The sequence below is a fragment of the Shewanella donghaensis genome, assembly GCF_007567505.1.
GTDB classification, from domain to species: domain Bacteria; phylum Pseudomonadota; class Gammaproteobacteria; order Enterobacterales; family Shewanellaceae; genus Shewanella; species Shewanella donghaensis.
In genome coordinates, this window is the sequence record NZ_CP041783.1 from 2,432,382 (window position 1) to 2,455,114 (window position 22,733).

16 protein-coding genes are annotated in these 22,733 nt (G+C 41.4%); 7 read left to right on the top strand and 9 right to left on the bottom strand.

The annotated features are described in order from the left end of the window. Positions 1-4 precede the first annotated feature (4 nt). Complete coding sequence (gene pyrC, locus FPK91_RS10385) at positions 5-1,042, bottom strand: dihydroorotase (protein WP_144211120.1); 1,038 nt, start codon at positions 1,040-1,042, stop codon at positions 5-7. A gap of 359 nt (positions 1,043-1,401) precedes the next feature. Here pyrC and FPK91_RS10390 point away from each other — a divergent pair, with 359 nt between their 5' ends. The 4 genes from FPK91_RS10390 (at position 1,402) to FPK91_RS10405 (ending at position 7,554) form a co-directional block, all read left to right on the top strand. Beyond that, complete coding sequence (locus FPK91_RS10390) at positions 1,402-2,463, top strand: PQQ-dependent sugar dehydrogenase (RefSeq protein WP_227006760.1); 1,062 nt, start codon at positions 1,402-1,404, stop codon at positions 2,461-2,463. A gap of 261 nt (positions 2,464-2,724) precedes the next feature. Continuing rightward, positions 2,725-5,247, top strand: coding sequence for a PKD domain-containing protein (locus FPK91_RS10395; RefSeq protein ID WP_144211124.1), 2,523 nt, complete (start codon positions 2,725-2,727; stop codon positions 5,245-5,247). A gap of 1,000 nt (positions 5,248-6,247) precedes the next feature. Next, positions 6,248-6,736: a hypothetical protein gene (locus FPK91_RS10400; protein WP_144211126.1), complete on the top strand. Its 489-nt coding sequence runs from the start codon at positions 6,248-6,250 to the stop codon at positions 6,734-6,736. Positions 6,737-6,834: 98 nt separating this feature from the next. After that, the gene (locus FPK91_RS10405; protein WP_144211128.1) at positions 6,835-7,554 is read left to right on the top strand and encodes an endonuclease NucS domain-containing protein; all 720 of its coding nucleotides are present in this window, start codon (positions 6,835-6,837) and stop codon (positions 7,552-7,554) included. 113 nt (positions 7,555-7,667) lie between these two features. Here FPK91_RS10405 and lysS read toward each other — a convergent pair whose 3' ends face one another. The 5 genes from lysS to FPK91_RS10430 all read right to left on the bottom strand — a co-directional run bounded on the left by lysS (position 7,668) and on the right by FPK91_RS10430 (position 14,631). Continuing rightward, a complete protein-coding gene (gene lysS, locus FPK91_RS10410; protein WP_144211130.1) occupies positions 7,668-9,170 on the bottom strand; it encodes a lysine--tRNA ligase in 1,503 nt (500 codons plus the stop codon). Positions 9,171-9,189: 19 nt separating this feature from the next. After that, a protein-coding gene (prfB, locus tag FPK91_RS10415; protein WP_168926920.1) for a peptide chain release factor 2 occupies positions 9,190-10,288 on the bottom strand; the annotation gives its coding sequence in 2 pieces (ribosomal slippage) (positions 9,190-10,212 and positions 10,214-10,288; 1,098 coding nt in all). Positions 10,289-10,858: 570 nt separating this feature from the next. Continuing rightward, the gene (locus FPK91_RS10420; RefSeq protein ID WP_144211134.1) at positions 10,859-12,523 is read right to left on the bottom strand and encodes a methyl-accepting chemotaxis protein; all 1,665 of its coding nucleotides are present in this window, start codon (positions 12,521-12,523) and stop codon (positions 10,859-10,861) included. Positions 12,524-12,871: 348 nt separating this feature from the next. Continuing rightward, positions 12,872-14,023 carry a chromate efflux transporter gene (chrA, locus tag FPK91_RS10425; protein ID WP_144211136.1) on the bottom strand — a complete coding sequence of 384 codons (1,152 nt, stop codon included), beginning with the start codon at positions 14,021-14,023 and terminating at the stop codon, positions 12,872-12,874. A gap of 173 nt (positions 14,024-14,196) precedes the next feature. After that, positions 14,197-14,631, bottom strand: coding sequence for a MarR family winged helix-turn-helix transcriptional regulator (locus FPK91_RS10430; protein WP_144211138.1), 435 nt, complete (start codon positions 14,629-14,631; stop codon positions 14,197-14,199). A 282-nt stretch (positions 14,632-14,913) separates the two neighbouring features. Between FPK91_RS10430 and FPK91_RS10435 the strand changes: the two genes are divergently transcribed. Together FPK91_RS10435 and FPK91_RS10440 are read left to right on the top strand one after the other, a co-directional pair. Continuing rightward, a complete protein-coding gene (locus FPK91_RS10435) occupies positions 14,914-15,105 on the top strand; it encodes a cytoplasmic protein (RefSeq protein ID WP_144211140.1) in 192 nt (63 codons plus the stop codon). A gap of 368 nt (positions 15,106-15,473) precedes the next feature. Then, entirely contained in the window at positions 15,474-16,109 is a 636-nt protein-coding gene (locus tag FPK91_RS10440; RefSeq protein ID WP_144211142.1) for an MliC family protein, read from the top strand. A gap of 250 nt (positions 16,110-16,359) precedes the next feature. Here FPK91_RS10440 and FPK91_RS10445 read toward each other — a convergent pair whose 3' ends face one another. Continuing rightward, entirely contained in the window at positions 16,360-16,746 is a 387-nt protein-coding gene (locus tag FPK91_RS10445; RefSeq protein ID WP_144211144.1) for a glycine zipper family protein, read from the bottom strand. Between the two features lie 140 nt (positions 16,747-16,886). Further along, positions 16,887-17,585, bottom strand: a complete 699-nt coding sequence (locus tag FPK91_RS10450; RefSeq protein WP_144211146.1) for a DUF3581 domain-containing protein — start codon at positions 17,583-17,585, stop codon at positions 16,887-16,889. A 319-nt stretch (positions 17,586-17,904) separates the two neighbouring features. On the opposite strand from FPK91_RS10450, the gene FPK91_RS10455 reads away from it, so the two are divergent. Next, positions 17,905-20,097 (top strand): TonB-dependent receptor family protein, encoded by a 2,193-nt coding sequence (locus FPK91_RS10455; RefSeq protein ID WP_144211148.1) that lies wholly within the window; start codon positions 17,905-17,907, stop codon positions 20,095-20,097. A gap of 139 nt (positions 20,098-20,236) precedes the next feature. Here FPK91_RS10455 and mrcB read toward each other — a convergent pair whose 3' ends face one another. Further along, positions 20,237-22,708, bottom strand: a complete 2,472-nt coding sequence (mrcB, locus tag FPK91_RS10460; protein ID WP_227006733.1) for a penicillin-binding protein 1B — start codon at positions 22,706-22,708, stop codon at positions 20,237-20,239. Positions 22,709-22,733 lie beyond the last annotated feature (25 nt).

Sequence of the window (22,733 nt, forward strand, 5' to 3'; positions counted from 1 at the left end):
ATATTTAGACGGTTTTCACTTTCCAGTTAACTGTTTCGCCAGCAAAAAATGGCACGATTGGGCTGCCGTTTGGCAAAATGATTTGCTCTGGTACAGTCCAGTCTTCTTTCACTAAAGTTACCGTACCCGTGTTACGTGGCAGGCCATAAAAATCGGCGCCATGTAAGCTAGCAAAGCCTTCTAATTTATCGATAGCACCTAAGTCATCAAACACTTGTGCGTAAAGCTCTAATGCACTCCAGGCGCTGTAACAACCCGCACAACCACAAGCTGATTCTTTACGATGCTTTTCATGTGGCGCAGAATCGGTACCTAAAAAGAACTTACTTGAACCCGTTGCTACAGCCGCTTGCAATGCTTGCTGATGAATATTGCGCTTTAGCACTGGCAAACAGAAGTTATGTGGGCGTACACCGCCAACCAATAAGTCATTACGGTTTAGCAATAAATGCTGCGGAGTAATAGTTGCTGCAACATTGCTTGGAGCACTCGCCACAAACTCAGCAGCTTCTTTAGTGGTGATATGCTCAAACACCACTTTAAGGGTTGGCATAGCTTCAACGATGCGCGCTAAATAACGCTCGATAAACAGCTTTTCGCGATCAAAAATATCGATGTGTGACTCAGTCACTTCACCGTGAACTAGCAGTAACATGCCTTGCTCAGCCATCACTTCAAAAATAGGAAATAACGCATCTAATGCTTTAACTGCTGCATCAGAGTTAGTCGTAGCGCCAGCCGGGTATAATTTTGCAGCCACAACACCGGCAGCTTTAGCATCAATAATGTCTTGCGCGCTGGTGTTATTGGTTAAAAACAAGGTCATTAACGGCTCAAAACTGCTACCAGCTGGACGCGCCGCTAAGATGCGTTCACGGTAAGCTGACACCATAGCCGCATCGGTTACAGGCGGTACAAGGTTAGGCATCACAATCGCACGTTGGAATAAACGCGCGGTGGCAGGTACGGTTTCAGCTAGCATATCTCCATCACGGAAATGTAAGTGCCAATCGTCCGGCGTAGTAATTGTCAGTTGCGTCATTGTGAGCCCTTAATATCAATAGCAATAATTGCGCGCTATTGTGCCTGAAAAGGGCTTTTTTTGATAGGTGCTAAACTTAAACGCTGACTTTGCTGTAGCAAAAAATCTATGGACTATTACTCGTATTAATTGGTTCTATAAATAGTGCTATAAAAGGATAAATAGCCAAAAAAGCAACACCGTCAACAGAGGTTAACCCGAGATTTCAACTGAAGCTCATTAGCGAGTATGATAATCAGGCAGTACAAATCGCCACGGTATAATCAATAAAAACAACTAACAAGGACATGTTTGTGATGAAATCCATTCCCCTATTCTTAGGGCTGCAGCTAAAACACACTGCGGCCATATCATCAGCGATGCTGGTATCCCTAAGCGTGAATGCGCTGCCGATAGAAAACATTAAACTACCGCCCAATTTTACTATCGAGGTGTATGCCGAAAATGTCGAAAATGCCCGTCAAATGGCGTTAGGCGATAACGGCACCTTGTTTGTCGGTAGTCGCCGCGCGGGCAATCTTTATGCGCTTATCGACACCAACAATGATTTAAAAGCCGACAAACAAATTGTACTCACCAAAGACTTATTTATGCCATCAGGCATTGCTTTTCATAATGGCAGTTTATATGTCGCTGAAGTAGATAAAATCTGGCGCTATCGGGATATAGAGAAACATCTACCCAATGTGCCGAAACCCGAACTGGTGTATGACCAACTGCCAAACAAATCTCACCATGGCTGGAAATTCATTGCCTTTGGCCCAGATGGCAAACTGTATATTCCTGTGGGTGCGCCCTGTAATGTCTGCGAGAGCGACCTGCCCTTTGCTACCATTTTAAAACTCGATGTTGATACTAAAGAAACCACCATAGTTGCTAAAGGCGTGCGCAATAGTGTCGGCTTTGACTTTCATCCTGACACCGGCGAATTATGGTTTACCGACAATGGCCGCGACATGATGGGCGATGACTTACCTGATGACGAGCTTAATCATGTCACCCAAGTTGGCCAGCACTTTGGCTTCCCTTATGTGCATAACGCTGACATTGCCGACCCTGAGTTTTATGATGCAACTAAAGCCAAACTGAACACACCGCCAAAGCTTAATTTAGGCGCCCATGTGGCAGCACTAGGAATGGAGTTTTACCAAGGCGAGCAATTTCCAGCGTCATATAAAGGGGATATTTTTATCGCCCAACATGGCTCATGGAATCGCAGCAGTAAAGTCGGTTACCGCATCATGCAGGTCACGCTAGATGGTAATAAAGTAAGTGATTACCAACCCTTTGCCACAGGCTGGTTGCAAGGGGAACAAAGTTGGGGCAGACCTGTAGCGGTGTTAACCATGGCAGATGGTTCGCTGCTGGTATCTGATGATGCCGCAAATGCGGTTTATCGAATTAGCTATTCGGGAGAGTAGTCATAATATTAAAAAAGATGCCATTAATTAGATAAAAAAACTAATTTGAAATAACTATATAGTCATTAAGCCTAACCTTAACAATTTGTAACTAATTACAGTTGATTTTTGGTTGCGCTAATGTAAATTGACAGCGAACATTTAAAACAATAATAACTTTAACACTACATATTTTTTTGTAAGTGCTTAAAAAGGAATTAAAGCAGTACCCAATCTTTATGTAGGCAATGGTTTACCCCAGAATAATAATAAAGGTAACGTATGTCTCAAAGAACACTCACTTCGTTAGCAGTATTACCTCTTACATTAGCGTTAACAGCGTGCGGCGGCGGTAGTGATGAATCAACGCCAACTCCTCAGAACCAATTACCACAAATAACCCCTATCGAAGCGCTAACAATTAAAGAAGGCTTATCACTAGAGATCAACGCTAATGCTACAGATAGCGATGGCAGTATCGCCAGCTATCAATGGCAGCAAACTGCGGGGGTTGAAGTGCAAATAAGTGGTTCAGATACCGCCAATATCAGCTTAACCATTCCCAGTATAGATGAAAATCAAACGGTGACATTTAAGCTCACAGTTACAGACAATGAAGGCGCTACAGCATCGACGTTAGTTGATGTGCAACTGCTCAACAATTTAGCGCCAACCGTGAGTATTGAACCGCTCACTCAACTAGATGAAGATAAGACTTACACTGTCACCGCGACAGTCGCTGATGAAGATGGTGATATCGCTGCAACACAGTGGCAGCAAATCTCAGGCAGCACGGCAGTACTTTCTGGTCAAATGAGCGACACGCTAACGATAACAATGCCTAAGGTGACTCAAACTGAAGCCGGGCAGCTTAAATTTGTTGCCACCGATGACAGTGGTGAAACCACTGAGTTACTGCTTGATTTCACACTTAACAACACCCATCACAGTATCGAGCTCTCAGGTAATGCTAACAATAATGGCGCAATCGTTAGCGATACCGATATTACATTAACCCTTAATGAGCAGAGTTTTGTCACCACAACTGATGCCAATGGCAATTATCTTCTACCTGTTGATGTCGATATATTACAACAACAAGGTTCCTATAAATTAAGCGCAGATGTGGCTCAAAATCCACTTGTTCGCACAGGTCTTGTTGCTGAGTTACTGCAAAATGTCACCCAAGCCGAGCCAACATCAAATAAAACGATAGTAAAGAAAGCCGCTTCGCTGCAACAGATGTCTGCAGCTAGTGGCAATATAAAAGCCGATCTCGACAGTTTAACCACTGCTGATTACCTGTATTTAATCACTCTTTTTGGCGATAGTGACTTTATTACTGATACTGGTGTTGATGCCACAGTACTCGCCGCGCATTATAAAAATATCGATACTGAGTTGCTGCTAGAAATAGCGACAGCATTGAGTTATGCGACAGATACTAATCAAACATTGCCAACCAGCAATGGTATGGTCGGAATGCAGCAGTATTTAAGTGATATTTATGCAGATGACACAGGTAAAGCGCTGTTTGACTCATTGTTAGATCAACAAAAGCAAAACACTGGCAATAAGGCGAATGACTTCTTAGCCAATGGTAAAACCTACTACGCGACTTTAGCTAGTGCGCCTGGCACTGTTAGATTAGGTCTGCCGTTTAACTTATCTTACACCTTTGCTGAAAATGGCCTTTTCACCCAACAGAGTCTTGACGAAATCACCACAGCGAGTTGGTCGATTGATGGCAGTGGCATTGTCGTTGACACCACATCTTGGTCAACTCAACTTCGGTCTGATTGGATAGAAGGGATCCCAGATCCAGCCAATTGTACCTACACACCAATAAGTAAGCGTTTTGAGATGATCAAAGGACGCTTTAAAGGTGTGCAACAAGCTGTCGAAATCTTTAAGCGCCATCGAGTGTGCGTAGATAGAGATAATGGCGTTGAGGTTGCCAACGAAATCATCGATGAAGAGATGTATTTCACTGCCTTTAATATCGATGACGTCGAAGTCTGGCAAGAGAAAGATCTACAAGGACAATCTATTGTCTTTGAACATTATTCCGAAACCGCACTAGCGTTAAACCGCCTGCAAAATAGCTTACCTGCAATGACTTATCAGTTCGATGATAATGGCAGCGGTTCGGTGTTGGAAGATAACGCTAATTTCACTTGGGTTATCGATGCCGATGGCGTGCTAACAATGAGCTTTGCTGATTACAGCATTAGTTGGTTAAAACTGTTTGACGATCGCTCTGATCGTAAAGGTGGCGCATCGGTATTTGCCCTGTATGAAAAAGGCGAAGTCAATGTACAGTACACCAATATGGCGACGACACTATCAGCATCGAGCTGGCAAACCAGTGATTTGGTGGGTAATTGGGATCATGGTTTTAGCAGCAGCCAGCCCAAATATGATGTAATGGGTTACGGGATCAAATGGGAGCTGTTAGCCGACGGTAGCGCAAACTTAAAGGCAACCTCTGCCGATGGCAGCATTTTGTACAAAACAACGCCCCTGCATTGGTATATGGAGAACAACCAAGTGGTTCTATACCGTTCGCTTGAATGGTTAAATGGCAACCCAACCAGTAGTAATTGCGACCCACGAAGTGATAGTCATTGTTCCTATCGTCAGTACAGAAGTTGGCAGTTATTAGGTCAACATGGCAATCGCTATTACGTGCTTGAGTCTCTCTATGACAATGGTAATCCTTGGCAAGATGGTCCATTAGCCTTAGAAGACATTCCAGTGCACCACCGTACTAATTTTTATCAGCCGTTCAAAAAAGGTCAATAGTCACTTCATAGTGTTGATTCTTTATTAGATATAAAAAAACCAGCCATTAGGCTGGTTTTTTGTTTTGTTAAACAAACAACTGCATTTCCAAACTTCGTTTGGATTAACCTCGTGGTTCACTCTATTTGAATTGAAGTCGATGCAACTGTGGTTTCCAAACTTCGTTTGGATTAACGTCGTGATTCATTCTATTTGAATTGAAGTCGGTGCAACTGTGATTTCCAAACTTCGTTTGGATTAAGATCGTGGGTTGTCCACCCACACCCGACCAAAAGGGTATCAACAGCAATACCCTCTTGGAACACCCCGCTGCCCCAACGAAAAATGCTGAAAAACGCATGTTTTCAACGGGGTACGATCCAGCTTTTAACTTCGTTTGTAGGCTGCTTCGGTAATCTTCAAAAATCACTAACGCTTACGATGGGGCGTCCCTTCCCCTCGAAAGCTAGCTGGCCATCCATGGCCAGACTCACGCAATTTTTTTGCTTACCTCAATTCAAATGGAACATTCAAATAAGTGCCAAAGAGAAAAGATTTAATCTCAACACCTACTTTTATGGCTTTAAACTCAAAAATAACAAGCGAACCTGCAGGCACAATAGACTCCGTTGGAAGTGCCGAATGCGGTGAGCTAATTTGCGTGATGGAGGCAGGACGCCGACATAGCCTCAGTTGAGCCATGGATGGCGAATCTGAGGCGATAGCAAATTCGCTCATTTAGCATGAGGTTCAACACTTCGCCGGAGCGGCACAGGGAGATGCAAGAGGGGGATTGCTGTTGATTCCCTTCTTGCTCGGGTGTGGGTGGAAAACCCACGACTTTTTAACCACAAACTATATCAATTTGAATAGATGATAATTCAACCAAAAACCTCGATAGCATCAATTAATAATATCGTGTAAGTTTATAAATTAAATATAGAAAATATCAAAAATTGGCTTGGGAATATTTTCGGTTACTTAGAGTCCACTAATTTCTTAATCAATGTTAGGTGTCATTATGGATTGGAAGATCGTATTAGCGGTAGCAGGTTGGGCGTTAGCCATCATTCAATTTATTTTTTCTCACATAGAAATTAAAAATAAAAATGAGGCAGATTTACTAGAAAAGACTTTGAGTTACTTTGGCAAAGGCGCCCAACAAAGAGCTATTGGAATTAGCCTCATTGAAGGAATTTGGGTCAAGCAAAAAAAGAATCTTGATATAATATTGCCTGTTTTAATTACGCAAGCATTCTTCCTGCTAACAACAACTGAGAACCCAGACTCTGAGGAGAGAAATCTCATTAGAATACTATTCCTAATAGAAAAATGTTTTCCATATGCAACGAATAAAGAAGCAGAAAATGCCGAAATATCAGAAGCTTTATTAAGTGCTTCACAAGTAGTAACAGGAGTTAATCTAAGTAATTCCACACTTAAGCTTTGGTTTGCCAAGTTCAATTCAGGAGATACTGAAATGTGGGATGCTGAAGTTGAAAATACCTAATATGCCTTAATGCCTTAATGCCTTAATGCCTTAATGCCTCACAATTTTAGTCAAGCGACTCTCCAATTTCGGAGAAGTACACAAACAAGGAGGTCTAAATGCAATCGAAAAATTATAGAGATTGGCTGTTAGCGCAAAATTACCATGACGGAACAGTCACCGCTCAAATGCATAGAGCAGGAAGGGTCGAAGAACATTATGGAGAACTGGACGGTTTATATAAAAGTGATCGCTTAGAAAGCCTTATTTCTGAGCTAACTTACACAACTCAAGACAGAAGAAATAACAGGCCAAACCAAACAAAAATCCCATTCGATGGTAATGCCTATAATAATTTAGCTTCATATAGAGATGCTGTTCGACGCTATAGAAGGTTTCTGGAAGATAGCTCAGAAGATCCTATTTTGGAGGCTGCTGAAATTGAACATATTCCTGAGCCTGAGAATAATATAACTATAGGGCTTGAAAGAGATATGCAAGTGGCTATTCGTCAGAATATTAATCAAGTAGAACAAGGGTTGAAAATTACTGATGGAGGGCGGGAACGATCCGTAGAAACAGGATTTATTGACATTACGGCTGAAGATAGAAATAGAACACCTGTCGTTATTGAATTAAAAACTGGAGTTGCAGGACAACGAGCAGTAGCTCAAATATTAAGCTATATAGGGAGTGTTATGGATGAAGAAAACCGAGATGATATCCGCGGAATCCTAGTTGCATCAGAGTTTGACAAAAAGGCCCGAGCAGCAGCAAAAGTAATTCCGTCACTGACTCTAATGAGATACCTGTATTCTTTTAAATTTTGCCCTGAATAGAACAAGAAATTAATACCATCAATATCTAACCATCACCCATAAAAAAACCAGCCACTTTTCCAAGTAGGCTGGTTTTTTAATCGTGATTATTAAGCCAACGGCTTAATCAACAATTACGCTTCTGGGCGCATCGCTGGGAACAAGATCACGTCACGAATAGTGTGAGTGTTAGTGAACAACATCACTAAACGATCGATACCAATACCTTGACCTGCAGTTGGTGGTAAACCGTGCTCTAGTGCGCGGATATAATCGGCATCGTAGAACATTGCTTCATCATCACCCGCATCTTTAGCATCAACTTGTGCTTTGAAACGGCTGTCTTGATCTTCTGCATCGTTAAGCTCAGAGAAACCGTTAGCCACTTCACGGCCGCCGATGAAGAACTCGAAACGGTCGGTGATGAAATGGTTTTCATCGTTACGACGTGCAAGTGGTGAAATGTCAGCTGGGTAACCAGTAATGAACGTAGGTTGCATTAACTGAGTTTCAGCGGTTTCACCAAAGATTTCTTCAAGTAGTTGACCACAAGTCCAGAACTTCTCGATAGTCATGCCAAGGCTCTTAGCCAAGTCACGCATAAACTCAACGTCTTTAACTTCTTCATAAGTCATAGACTGAATAGTTGCGTTGTCTGGGTTGTATTTTTTGATAGCGTCTAACATGCTTAAACGTGCATATGGACCACCAAAATCAACTGTATGCTCACCGTATGGAAGCGCTGTAGAACCACAAAGCTCAGTGGCAATTGAACTTAGCATTTCTTCAGTAAGATCCATTAAATCTTTGTAGTCAGCATAAGCCATATAGAATTCCATCATGGTGAATTCTGGGTTATGACGTGGAGACAAACCTTCGTTACGGAAGTTACGGTTTACTTCAAATACACGCTCAAAACCACCAACTACTAAACGCTTAAGGTATAGCTCAGGTGCGATACGTAAGTACATCGCCATATCAAGTGCATTATGGTGAGTTTCAAACGGACGCGCGGTAGCGCCACCAGGGATGCTGTGCATCATTGGGGTTTCAACTTCCATGAACTCTTTTTTGATCATGAAGTTACGGATAGCTGAAACTACTTTTGAACGCATAATAAATGCATTACGTGACTCTTCGTTAACGATAAGATCAACATAACGTTGACGGTAACGGGTTTCTTGATCTGATAGACCGTGGAACTTTTCAGGCAGTGGACGCAATGCTTTAGTGAGCAATTGGTACTGCTCCATGTTCACGTATAAGTCGCCTTTACCAGAAAGGTGCAGCTTACCCGTTACACCAATGATGTCACCGATGTCTAAACCTTGGAAAGTCGCTTTAAGGTCTTTTTGAACATCTTTACCTGCGTAAGCTTGAATGCGACCAGATACATCTTGGATAACCAAGAATGGGCCACGTTTAGCCATTACACGGCCAGCGATTGAACGGTTAACGTCCATGCCTTCAAGCTCTTCTTTGGTGAAGTGACCGTATTCAGCTTGAATATCGGCAGCTTTATGTTTGCGATCGAAGTTATTTGGGTGACCATTTGCAGGGCAGTTTTCGCGGATGTGATCTAGTTTCGCGCGACGTTCTGCAATTAACTTGTTTTCGTCTTGGGTTTGTTCAGTCATCTTCTTCTCTCGTTAAACGTTAAAGGCCAGATTTAAGGCTAGCTTCAATAAACTTGTCCAAATCGCCATCTAGGACGCTTTGGGTATTTCGGTTTTCAACACCGGTACGTAAATCTTTAATACGGGCATCATCAAGCACATAAGAACGGATTTGGCTGCCCCAACCAATATCTGATTTGGCATCTTCCGCGGCTTGTTTATCAGCATTCTGTTTGAGCATTTCTAACTCGTACAGTTTCGCTTTTAATTGTTTCATGGCAGCGTCACGGTTCTTATGTTGCGAACGGTCATTTTGACACTGCACCACAGTATTGGTTGGCACATGGGTAATACGTATCGCTGATTCAGTTTTGTTGACGTGCTGTCCACCTGCACCTGAGGCGCGGTAGGTATCAATACGTAAATCAGAAGGATTGATATCAATCTCAATTGAATCATCAAGTTCTGGATAAACAAACACAGAACAGAACGAAGTATGACGCTTACCCGATGAATCAAATGGCGATTTACGCACTAAACGATGTACGCCAGTTTCAGTTCGTAATGAACCAAAGGCATATTCGCCATTAAACTTAATGGTCGCACCTTTAATACCAGCAACATCACCGTCAGTCACTTCAATTAATTCAGGTTTGTAATCATGGGCATCACCCCAACGTAAATACATCCGCAGTACCATATTGGCCCAATCTTGCGCCTCGGTGCCACCTGATCCTGATTGAATATCTAAATAGCAGTTTGCTGCATCATGAGGGCCTGAGAACATACGGCGGAATTCAAGTTCTTCCAAACGTTTCTCAAGATCATCTAATTCAGTGCTAGCATCGTTAAAGGTTTCTTCATCTTCTTCTTCGATGGCAAGTTCTACCAGTCCTTCAATATCTTCAAGGCCGCTGTCCATATCATCAATAGTTTTCACTACGGTTTCTAAGGCGCTGCGCTCTTTACCTAAGGCTTGAGCATTGTCTGGATCGTTCCATACTTCTGCACTTTCAAGCTCTCTGGTGACTTCTTCTAAACGCTCATGTTTTGCAGCGTAGTCAAAGATACCCCCGAAGAAGATCGGTGCGGTCAGCGAGTTCCTTGATTTTGAATTTAACTGGATTTACTTCAAACATGAATTTTCTACTTAAATTAGCGGCAAACAATACAATTAACCGCGCATTTTACCCCATGAGGGCAACTAAACCTAGAGTTCAAGGTCGATTATTAACAAACATTAGTATTTTAATTGATAACAAAAAAAAATCCTCGAATATCCATAGTGATGGATAAGATGCTATCCCTTTTAAGTTCACTCTTAATGAGTCAACGCTCGCTAGCCAAGCTTAGAATTAATAGCCCTAGACGACAATGGCATTTTAGTGAGGGTTTATTCGTGGGACTAATGCGGCTTGGTCACAATAGACAGGTACTATTTTCAGATAAACCTTAACAGGAATCTCGAGATGAATGATGAAGTCAATACTCAGATAGATACTGATATAGATAGTTATATAGGTAGTGAAATAAATAGTGAAATAGATATTGGCCTTAAAGATTGAGCAGCTTGTTTGTCACTCAAAACAAAAATGAACCGCAAGCGATTCATTTTATATTTTAGCAAAAGGTTTGATCGAAAAGCCTTAATCGAAACAGCTTGATTAAATAACTTCAATCGAACTAATTTAACCATTGTAGAAGGAACATTAGATTTTAAACTGTCCTACTAACAGACCTAATTTGTCGCCATCACTGGCCACTTCTTGGCTTACTTCTGAGGCTTCCTGACTTGATTGCAATAGGTCGTTAACGATCTCTTGTACTGAATTAATATTACGATTGATCTCTTCAGTAACCGAGCTTTGTTCAGTAGCGGCTGTTGCGATCTGCGTACTCATATCATTAATACTGGTCACTGATGAAGTTACTGCACCTAAGCTTTCAGAAATAGCACGCGACGACTCAACTGAACTCAAGCAACTTTGTTGGCTTTGCTCCATTTCATCCACTGCATTTGCGACAAGTTTATGTAAGTCAGCTAGCATTTCGTTAATTTCAATGGTGCTTTTTTGAGTGCGGCTTGCGAGATTTCTTACTTCGTCTGCAACCACCGCAAAACCGCGACCTTGCTCACCAGCGCGCGCCGCTTCGATAGCTGCGTTTAATGCCAGTAAGTTTGTTTGTTCTGCAATCGCGCCAATCACTGTTAATACAGAGTTTATTTTATTAGATTGTTCGCTTAACAACTTGATATTATTAGCTGCACTATCAATTTGTTGCATTAATTTCGACACCTCTGATAACGAAGTATCTACACAGGATTGAGCTTGAGACACGTTATCACTGGCAACATCAGTCGCATCGGCTACCATACTGGTATTTTGAGCGACTTCATTTGCCGTAGCTGACATCTCAGTTATGGCAGTCACAATCTGATCAATTTCGCTATTGTGATTGTACAGTTGCTTAGACATATCCACCGTTTGTCCATTGATGACTTCTGCAGCGGTTTTCACTTTACCTGTCGCCGATGACACATCTGAAATAATCGCATGAAGTTTGTCGACAAATAAGTTGAATGCTTGGCCTAATTGCGCAATTTCATCAGTGCCTTTAACATCTAAACGCTTGGTTAAATCCCCTTCGCCTTTAGCGATGTCATTAAGTGATAAAGCCATATCCTGAATCGGCGCCACCATTCGCTGTGAAACCACAACCACGATTGCCCCTGTGACGACACCAAGGATGCTGGCTAATAATAAAAACATCCCTACTTTTTCATTCATTTGTGCTTCAATAGTCGCCCGATATTCGACGATTGATTCTTCAATATCATCAATATAAGCCCCTGTACCTAACATCCAATTTGAATTTGGTAACATCACCGCATAACCGAGCTTCTCTACAAGGTCATTAGTGCCAGGTTTTTTATAAAAATAGGAAAAATTCCCTTTACCCGATTTAGCCGCCCTTAAAAGTCCAACAATGATTTTGGTCCCATTGGGATCTGCCATATCAATTTTATTCTGGCCTTCTAATGCCGGGTTAACGGCATGAAAAACACTCATACCGGTATCATCATACATATAAAAATAACCCGCTTCACCGAAGCGAATATCACGTAATGCCGCTTTAAAATCACCTTGGCTGCCTAAAGATTGCTGATATTCAATCACAGTTTGGGCAATTTCTATTGCCTCTTTCATTTGATTATTACGCTCTTCAATTAATTCAGTTCTAAAGTGAGAAATATTGTCTTCCATTGAACTGGTTTCATTAATATAAAAAATCGTCAGTAAGACCCCTAAAATAAAAATCAAAGGGAGCAACGATAGCGCTAATAACTTATTTCTCAGAGACAATTTAGACATTGATACACCCTTAGGGTTATTGTTATAAAAATATTATAGTTATTAAGTTGTAGTTAAGAAGTTTTATTGCTAATTTTTTATTCTTTAACTGACACAGATCAAACTCTATGAAATAACTCGATCGACGACCATATCTCTTTAGAGCTAGTCTTAGACAGGATCTGTAAATCTGTAACAATTAGCGCAGATTCTAGCTAGCGTAATAGGAGGTATAACAGAGGGGGAATGGGATAGAACGATGATATTTGTAGCTAAGTACAGTCTAGTCATGCCCAACAAAAGACAAAAAAGGCAACACTGTTGCCTTTTGAATACATGTTATTTTCAGCACAATAAGTGAATACAAGCCTAGAACACTGCCAATAAAGCACCTGTAGCAGCGAAACCTGCCACTAAGATAACAATATTCGGCTTGAATATTTTTAATAAACTAAAACCTAAAAAGACCAATGCCATATCGCTCGGTTCAACCACTGCAGAGGTAAACACAGGATTATAAAGCGCAGCCAATAGCAACCCCACAACCGCGGCATTTACACCCGCAATCGCGCCTGAAATAGCAGGTCGCTCACTGAGAGCATGCCAACTTTTTAATCCCACCAGCATTAATAAAAATCCTGGGACAAAAATAGCAAAGGTAGCAACCAGTGCGCCTAGTAGCGGATTCTCTAACCACAAGTCAGCTCCTAAAAAAGTGGCTAAAGTAAACATTGGCCCCGGAACGGCTTGTGCTAAAGCGTAGCCCGTTAAGAATCTATCAGGACTTACCATTTCACCGACGTTGGCTTCGAGTAATGGCAATACCACATGACCGCCACCAAAAACCAAACTACCCACCTGAAAGAACTGAGCAAAAATCTGACCTAATGTGCCAGTTTGATTTATAAAATAAAATGTCGACAAAATACCAATAATAAAGAGCGCTAACCAACCGTAATTTAACTTTATAGGCTGGTTATCTGGTGTGATATTTTCACCTCTTGTTAGGAACACGACACCAAGAATTGCAGCCACGAGTAACACCATAATCTGTGTCAGCATTGCAGGAAACAATATTAAACAAACAGCTGTAGTCACCATCATCATACGTGCGGTTTTACGCTGACAAAACTGGCTAAACATGCCCAATGTTGCATCTGCGACAACAACAACAGCAAGTAATTTTAAGCCGTGGATCATGCCAACAACAGCATCCGCCTCAAGCCACTGCGCACTAGTAACGGCTAATAAGAAAAGTAAGATAAAGGAAGGTAGCGTGAATCCAACAAAAGCCGCAATAGCACCAGCTAGCCCACCTCGATGATAACCAATAGCAAAACCAACTTGGCTAGAACCAGGCCCTGGCATAAATTGGCTAAGAGCAACAAAACTGCCATAGCGCTTGTCATCAAGCCAGTTAAGATCATTAACAAATGTCTGTCTGAAGTAACCGATGTGCGCCGCGGGGCCACCAAAACTGATAAAGCCCAATGCTAAAAAACGGGTAAAAATTTGCCACATAACATCTGTCCAACTTTGTGAAATATCATAGAGAACAGAAGCAAACACCCTGCCCAGATCTCAAAATAATGAATACCAATTAATGATTGATATTGTTTTAGTCATCTTAGATTATATGACAGTTTAGTTTAACTTTTATGACAGCGCCGCTGATTATGTCCCCAGCTTAATTGCTACAGTAAATGACTTAACACTTTCTCACTCAATAATTTTAACTGCCTTAATTCATCCACATTACCACCCACTTTGCAGCGCATCAGCTCAGGAATGTTACTGGCTTTATGTTTTAATGCTTGGCCTTCTGGTGTTAGATGCAACACCCTCACCCTTTCGTCTTCTTTACTGCGATCACGAATAACTAATTGTTTGATTTCGAGCCGTTTTAAAAGCGGTGTTAATGTGCCTGAATCGAGATGTAATTTCTCACCCAGGGTTTTCACACTAATACCTGACTCCTTCCAAAGCACCATCATCACCAAATACTGAGGATAGGTTAGCGATAACTCTTCAAGTAAAGGGCGATAAGCTCGTACCATGGCATTAGTTGCACTATAAAGCGCAAAGCACACTTGATTTTCTAATGCTAATGCCTCGAATTCTTCACTCATATTGATTCCTTAAACAAAATTAATATTCTATATTATTAAATGAGTCCCTTTGATGAAACTAAGAGACTGAGACAGCTTATCACATTTAAATTGCGCACAATCAAATAAACTAATGACTGAGTAAATGACCCAGCAAGCGGGTAATTAAATCGATACTGCAGATCGAATAATAGCTAAAGCTTTTCGCTTTCTTGCCGATATGAAACTAAGATAATTTTTATATCTTCGTTATTATAAAGTTTTGTATCATCAATTTTGTATCACAAGTAAGGGTAACGACACATGGCCATTTCAGTTAATGCACCATCTTCAATGCCGACGAATATCGATTCGGGTAATAGCCTAAAAATGGCAGTGATGGCTAAAGGTCAACAGGAAGTCGAAGGGCAAATGGCCTTAGATTTAATTGAAGCGGCACTGCCTCCGACTCAACCAGTAGGAAACTCAGGCCATAACATCAATACCACGGCTTAATTTCTGATTGAGTGGTTCTTACTATCCATTAAGAACCACTAATTTCACACAGCCTGGATTCAATCCCATAATTTTAAGCAACATCATTTTAAGCGCTGTAATCTAAAGCACCACAACCTAAAGCACCACAACCTAAAGCACCACAACCTAAAGTCACTTTATACAAAGCCCTTTCGTTGACAGAGTCTTAATGCAAAATCCCCTAACTCAAATCTCCTTAGCTCAAAATCCTTTAGCTCAAAGCTTTCTAATTCAAGCTTTCTAATTCAAGCTGTCTAAAAAAAGCACCTACATGTAAAAAGTACACTTCCTAAGATTAAATACGCTATGATTATTTCATATTATCTTACTTATAGGATATTCATCACATGCGTAGGTCATTGCTCATTTTTTTGCCTTTTCTCTTATTTAATTCATCGATTACTTCAGCTGCAATACAGGCACCGTCATTTAATTGCAAACTCGCTCAAGGACAAATCGAAGAGTTAATTTGTCAAAATAATCAGTTAACCATTCTCGACATACAACTTAACGATGTTTACCAGCAGTTAGCCAACAAAGTCGAAGCAGCCGAATTCGCACAGATAAAACCGATACAGCGAGGCTGGATAAAAGGACGCAATGACTGCTGGAAAGCTGAAGACATGACGGCATGCGTCACTGCAGCTTACTCTTCACGTATCACCGAACTTCAGATTGCCGCAGGCGTATTTGAAGTACCAGCTGCGATTCAATATCAATGTGGAGTGGCAGAAAATAATACCTTGACCAAAATTACTGCATATTTCTATAACGACACGGCGACACCTGCAGCTGTATTTACCATTAGTCCAAGCAATGACTACCTCAAAAGCACCAATATCGCTTTACTGAGCAGAACAGCTTCAGGCGCAAAGTACCAAGGGCAAAATTTCAGTTTATGGACTCATCAAAATGAAGCAACCTTAAGTCAATTTGACCAAGCGGATCTGAATTGTTCAGTTAGACCAGAATTAGAAAAATAAGATTAGCGAGAAGACTCAAAAAATTAAGCCGTTGATAATATATAACTCATTGAACATTAGCCTAGCTTAAACGAAGCTAAATTGTTTATTGCTAGGTTAAAAACTCTTCCAGCAGCCAAACCCTAACAATACACAATTGATAATAAAATTCAGACAATAAAAAACCATGCTAAGTAGCATGGTTTTTTTTGCAAATGATGCCTACATTAATATGGCATCCAGCCTAGTGACGCTTAGTTTAAAATGCGGCTTAGTTTAAAATCGTGTAGCCACGATTTGCCATACAATTACGCACTACCGTTTCTTTTTCAGCTTCATAATTAGCAGCATTAGCTCTTCTATCTCTAGAGCCACCTAATAAACCCACTGCAACACCGACGCCAGCACCGGTTTTAGCACCACTTGAACCACTGCCACCCGCTATAGCGGTACCCGCTGCACCGACTGCGGCGCCTTTCGCTGCACTGCTGACAACGCCACGAGAATCAGTATTCTTTTGCACTTGCTGCGACATTTCAGTGCACTGGTGCTCATCGTAAATAAAATCTTTGTCTTCTACGCCCGTTTTATCGTAAATGATATTTGCGCTTGCAGAAAATGCGAAAAACGAAAGCGATAATAGTAATAATTTTTTCATATATAGACCTCAAGCGGAAAGTGATAATCAACTAATAGACGTATCCTACCTCAAGCATAGTGTAAAAACGGAATATCGTATTTTACAAATGGAATAATGCTACTTTCTCATAAACAATTTCGAGCATAGCATCTGAGTTTTTAGCTTAGTTTACTGCTCTCATAGGTATGGCACATTTGTTGTGCTTGTTCTTCATCGTATTCACGTAAACCACTTAATACCAGTGTTTTGATACCAGAACCAATCACTTTACCATCATTTTTCAAGGCAAATTGTAGGGTTACATCCCCACGTTTACCGGCAATTTCCATGTGTTGTTCTACTAGCTCTAGACTCACATCAGTGAAATCAAATGTGTCTAAGTGAAAAGACATGCTTTCATAAATGACCAAGGGTCTAGTTGGGTTAATCATCATGCCGTATTCTTTCATCAATGGCACTAATACATGAATAAAGTTAAGGCCTGAAAAAGCCACATAGCTTTTTATGAATGCCGCTTTTTGTACATCACACTGACAGAGTTCACCTTCACGTTCGATATGAAGATACTCTTTACCTTTAGTGTCACAAATACTGAAATTATCCCCAGCTTGCTTATCTAGAGTCAGTTCAACACCGTCACCTACCATTCCTGCAAACTTGAACTTCATATTTTGGCTCAGGCCAAACTCGGTTAGCACCAAAGCAAATAACAGATCACCAGGAACACAAAAACGTTTGGCGCCAACATTATGAATAGGATTGAAGTCTTCAGCGACGTGTTTGGCAAAGTTGCTCGCTTGCAAAGCAGAAATAAACACACTCTCGTCTTGCTTAGCGTAATAAGGTGACAAAAACATATACATCCATTTTTATTAGTTTAAGACATCCATCTCTTATTTTGAGCTGGGCTTTTTAGTAAACCGAGTTTACAGCAAAAAAGCACGTAAACTCAGCCGATGACTTCATTAAACACATTTTATCGTGACGATAACCGCACATAAAAGCGTGATCTGGATCGCACTCATGTTAATCCAAATCGATTGAACAACACAATTGTTAATAAATCTAACTCAAATGTTGATTTTAAGATTCATTTAAGTACACTTCGCGATAATCAAATGCAAATGATAACAATTGCTATTTTCACTTTGTTTACAAATCGTCTTGGAGAATTACATGAGTCAGCGTAACAGCCTACGTATTAGCCTTTTAGCCACTGCTTTGTTAGCCACATTCTCAGCATCCGCTGCCGATAATGAATCAGAAACTAATGCGACCATGGAACAAATTTCAATTTTTGGCAGTGCTAATCCTGTTAATAATGTTCCTGGTAGTGCCCACGTTATTGGTGCGGTGGAAATTGAAAACTTCAAATACACTGACATCATGCGCACATTAGCTTCTGTTCCTGGTGTTTATCTTCAAGAAGAAGATGGTTACGGTTTACGCCCGAATATTGGTATGCGTGGAACAGGTCAGAATCGTTCTGAAAAAATTACCATCATGGAAGATGGCGTTTTAGCCGCTCCGGCACCTTATGCTTCTCCAGCTGCTTACTACTTCCCAACGTCAGGCAGAATGCAAACCGTTGAAATAATGAAAGGCGGTTCAACACTAAAATATGGCCCTCGTACTACTGGCGGTATTATCAATATGCTTTCTCGTCAAATCCCAGTTGAAGAATTGGCTGGCGGCATTGATGTTGCTGCAGGACAAGATGGATTTGCTAAAGTCCATGCCCATGCAGGCGGTCAAGGTGAGCGTGTTGGCGCAGTAGCAGAAATCTACAGTTATCAAGCTGATGGTTTCCGCGATATTAATGGTGTTGGTGGCGATACTGGTTTTGTTAAAAATGATGCCCTTGCTAAAATCAGCATTGATAGCGCTGAAGATGCACAATATCAGCAACGCGTTGAATTAAAGTTGAAGTACTCAGATGAAGTATCTAACGAAACCTACATGGGCTTAACTGAAGAAGATTATAACGCTTCACCTTATACTCGTTATTCAGCATCTCAAAAAGATGAAATGACCACTGATCATAAACAGATTCAGTTAAACCATATCATCGACTTTAACGATACCGTGTCACTTGCGACGACTGCTTATTACAATAATTTTGCCCGTAACTGGTACAAAACCTCAAAAGTAGATGGTAGTAGCTTAAGCAGTGGTGGTATTGAAGCCGCGGCAGCCTTTGATAACGATCCAACTTCAATGTCACCAATTGATGTACAAGTTAAAGCAAACAATCGTGAGTATTTATCCCAAGGTATTCAAACTGAACTGAACTGGTTACTTGGCGATCATGATTTAGCATTTGGTGCGCGTTACCATGAAGATGAAATGGATCGCTTCCAGTGGGTTGATACCTATGAGTTAGGTGCGAACCAAGTAATGTCATTAACAAATAGTGGCATACCTGGTACTGACTCAAACCGTATAGACAGTGCTGAAGCATTTGCTTTTTATGTACAAGATAAAATGACTTTTGGTGAGTTAGCCATTACGGCAGGTCTTCGTTATGAAGATGTCACCACTCAACGTCGTGATTGGGGTAAAACTAACGTCGGCCGTGAGGGTGCACCGGATAAAGATATCAGCAATAGTTTTGACGTAATTTTACCATCGGTTGCTGCGACTTATCACGTAACCGATAACTTAATCGTTCTAGCAGGTGTTCAGCAAGGTTTTGCGCCTTCAGCACCGGGGAATGATGATGGCCAAGAAGAAGAAAGCTGGAACTATGAAGCAGGTGTTCGTTACAACACTGGCGCGTTAAACTCTGAAGCTATCGCATTTTACAGTGATTACAGCAACATGCATGGTAACTGTACCGCTGCGCAAGGTTGTGATGATGACAATATTGATAACCAATATAATGCTGGTGAAGTTGAAGTCAGCGGTGTTGAATTAAGCTTGGGCTATGAATTTTACCATACAGGTGACATCAGCTTCCCAGTTAAAATGGCTTACACCTACACCAATGCTGAATTCCAAAATGACTTTAGCTCAGATTTCGAATCTTGGGGCGATGTAGAAAAAGGCTATGAACTGCCGTATTTACCTGAAAGCCAGTTCTACTTATCTGCAGGGGTTCAAGCTGAAGCATGGCAAGTAACTATTGCAGGTCGTTATACCTCTGATATGCGTACTAAAGCGGGTGAAGCTAGTATCCCAACTGATGAGCTAATTGCCGATAAAACCGTTATTGATTTATCTGCTCGCTACTTCATCAATGATGCGTCAGAAGTTTATTTAACGGTTGATAACTTGTTTGATGAAACCTATATGACAACTCGTATTCATGGTTCTATCTTTGCTGGTAAGCCACAAACTGCCACCATCGGTTATAACTACAAGTTTTAATATTTGCTGCAATCGTTAATGTAACGATAAACATTAAAAATGGCTACTCAACTGAGTAGCCATTTTTTGTTTATAAGTTCATTTTAAACGGCTCTAAATATTTAAAATATATGAGTATTAAAAAACCTTAGGAGGAAAATTAATTGATAATTTTTTGCCACCAAGATAACGGCTCACCACAATTTTCAGCGGGTTTATAACTGTCTTGTCTTGCTGGCAGTGCCACCACATTGTCGCAATCGGCTTGTTTAGCCACGCCAGTATCTTTATCGAAATAACCTTGAGTCACCCCATTTGCAGGTGTCATTCTTAATCCTAACGGAGGACGCAGCTTTAAAAATTCTTGATACACTGCCATAGCGCCACTTGAGCCATAAAGGCCCGTTTTACTGTTATCATCTTGCCCAACCCAAACAGCGGCGACATTTCGTTCATCAAAGCCTGCAAACCAAGAGTCTCGACTATCGTTACTGGTACCGGTTTTACCCGCAAGCGCCACATTCGGAAATGCCTGGCCCAATCTTTTGGCCGTGCCGCTTTTCACTACTTGATTCATCGCATATTGCACTAAATAATCCGTCTGATGATCAAGCCCTTGTGTAGCACTGACTCGGGTGACTTTCAGCGGTTCATTATTGGTATCAAGCACTGCTGTAATTGAGGTTAATGGCCTATAACGACCATTATTAGCAATCGTTTGGAAAGCCTGAGCAACCATATACGGCGATCCATTAATCGCCCCTAACAACATTGAAGGATAACGCGGTATCGCCTCTGGCCAGCCTGCATCTGCCATGGTTTTAGCGACATTATCAACCCCTAATTCAATACCGATATTGACCGTTGGCACATTCATTGAGTTTTTGAATGCCGTTAATAGCGGTACTTGATCGCGGAATTTTTTATCCACATTTTGTGGAGACCAGGTTTTACCTTGGCCATTTTGTAAGGTAATAGGCTTATCAGCGATTGGCGATGCTAAGTTATATTTATTGCCTTGTTGCAGCGCCGTAGCATAAACAAAAGGTTTAACTAACGAGCCGATAGGACGTCGAATTTCTACTGCACGGTTAAAGCCATCAAAACTTGGCACTCTATCGCCAACCATTGCGGCAATACCGTCAGTATATTTGTCTGTAATCACCATGCCCACTTGCACGTTCTTGGCTCTTTGATCAAGTGACTTCATGGTTTTCACTACCGCTTTTTCAGCAGCATCTTGTGCCATTGGATCTAAGGTGGTGTAAACCTTAACGCCAGATTGTTGTAATAATTTATCACCGTAACGACGACGTAATTCTTGTTTTACCACAGCAAAGAATGCGGGTAATTTTTTATGTACCGATTGATTAAAATCACGTAATCCAATCGGCGACTCGACAGCGGCTTTGTATTGTTCTACGGATAATTTGTCACCTTCCATCAATAAACGTAGCACTAAATCACGGCGATTAAGTGCACGCTCAGGTGAGCGCCACGGGTTGTAATAGGATGGACCTTTAATCGCAGCCACTAAAAATGCTTGTTGTGAAACAGTTAGTTCAGCAATCGGTCGGCCAAAATAAAATTGCGAAGCTAACCCCATACCATGGACACCACGAGACTTGTCTTGTCCCATGTAGACTTCATTTAAGTAGGCTTCTAGAATTTCATCTTTGCTGTAGCGAAAATCAATGATAATGGCCATGAGGGCTTCACGGATTTTACGAACCAGTGATCGTTCACTCGTCAAGAAGAAATTTTTAGCCAGTTGCTGCGTTAAGGTTGAGCCACCTTGAACTGTTCGGCCAGCGGTAATATTCACAACGGCGGCGCGCGCGATCGCAAACGGATTGACGCCGTGATGTTCGTAAAAGCTGCGATCTTCAACCAAAATTAAGGCATCCACAATCGCTGGGGGCATGTCTTTTGTTGGCACAAACAGTCGGTCTTCGCCGCCAGATGCCAAAATTCGATCAAGTAAAACAGGCTCTAAGTGGAACACTGCCAATTGACGCTTATCGCTCATTCGCTGCACTGAATCGACGCCCTGAGAATCAAACGAAATCATTACTTTTTGCGCAGTTTGATCGCCTTCTGGATGTAAAAAAGGTCTGCGCCACAATTCAATACGTGTGCTAGATGCGGAGAACTCACCCACTTGTCGAGGGTTAGCCACTTTGCGGTAACCCAGAAGCTTAAGCTCTGACATGAGTTGCGGGTGGTTAATCGCAGCACCAGGATAAATCGCCATCGAACGACTAAAAACTTGTGCCGGCAAATGCCATTTTTGGCCTTCAAATTTACGCGCAATAATTTGGTCTAAATAGATACCATAAAAACTCACTGCAACGATGCCAATCAAGCCGACTTTCCAACTGATTGACCACAGTTTTTTCCATATAGAAGGTTTATGTTTCGCTTTCGCAACGACTCTTTTTACTCTCGGCTTTTTCGCCGCCGTTTTATTCGCAGCGGCTTTTTTATCTACAGGTTTCTTTGCGGCAGGCTTCTTCGCTACCGCTTTTTTTATTGGCGCTTTTTTAGTTGGCACTTTGGTAACTGAGTCTTTTGTACTCGTATCTTCTTTATTAATGCTTTTGGGCGCCATAGTTTTTCTAATTTCTGTCATGTTGTTTTCAATTCTTATATCACCA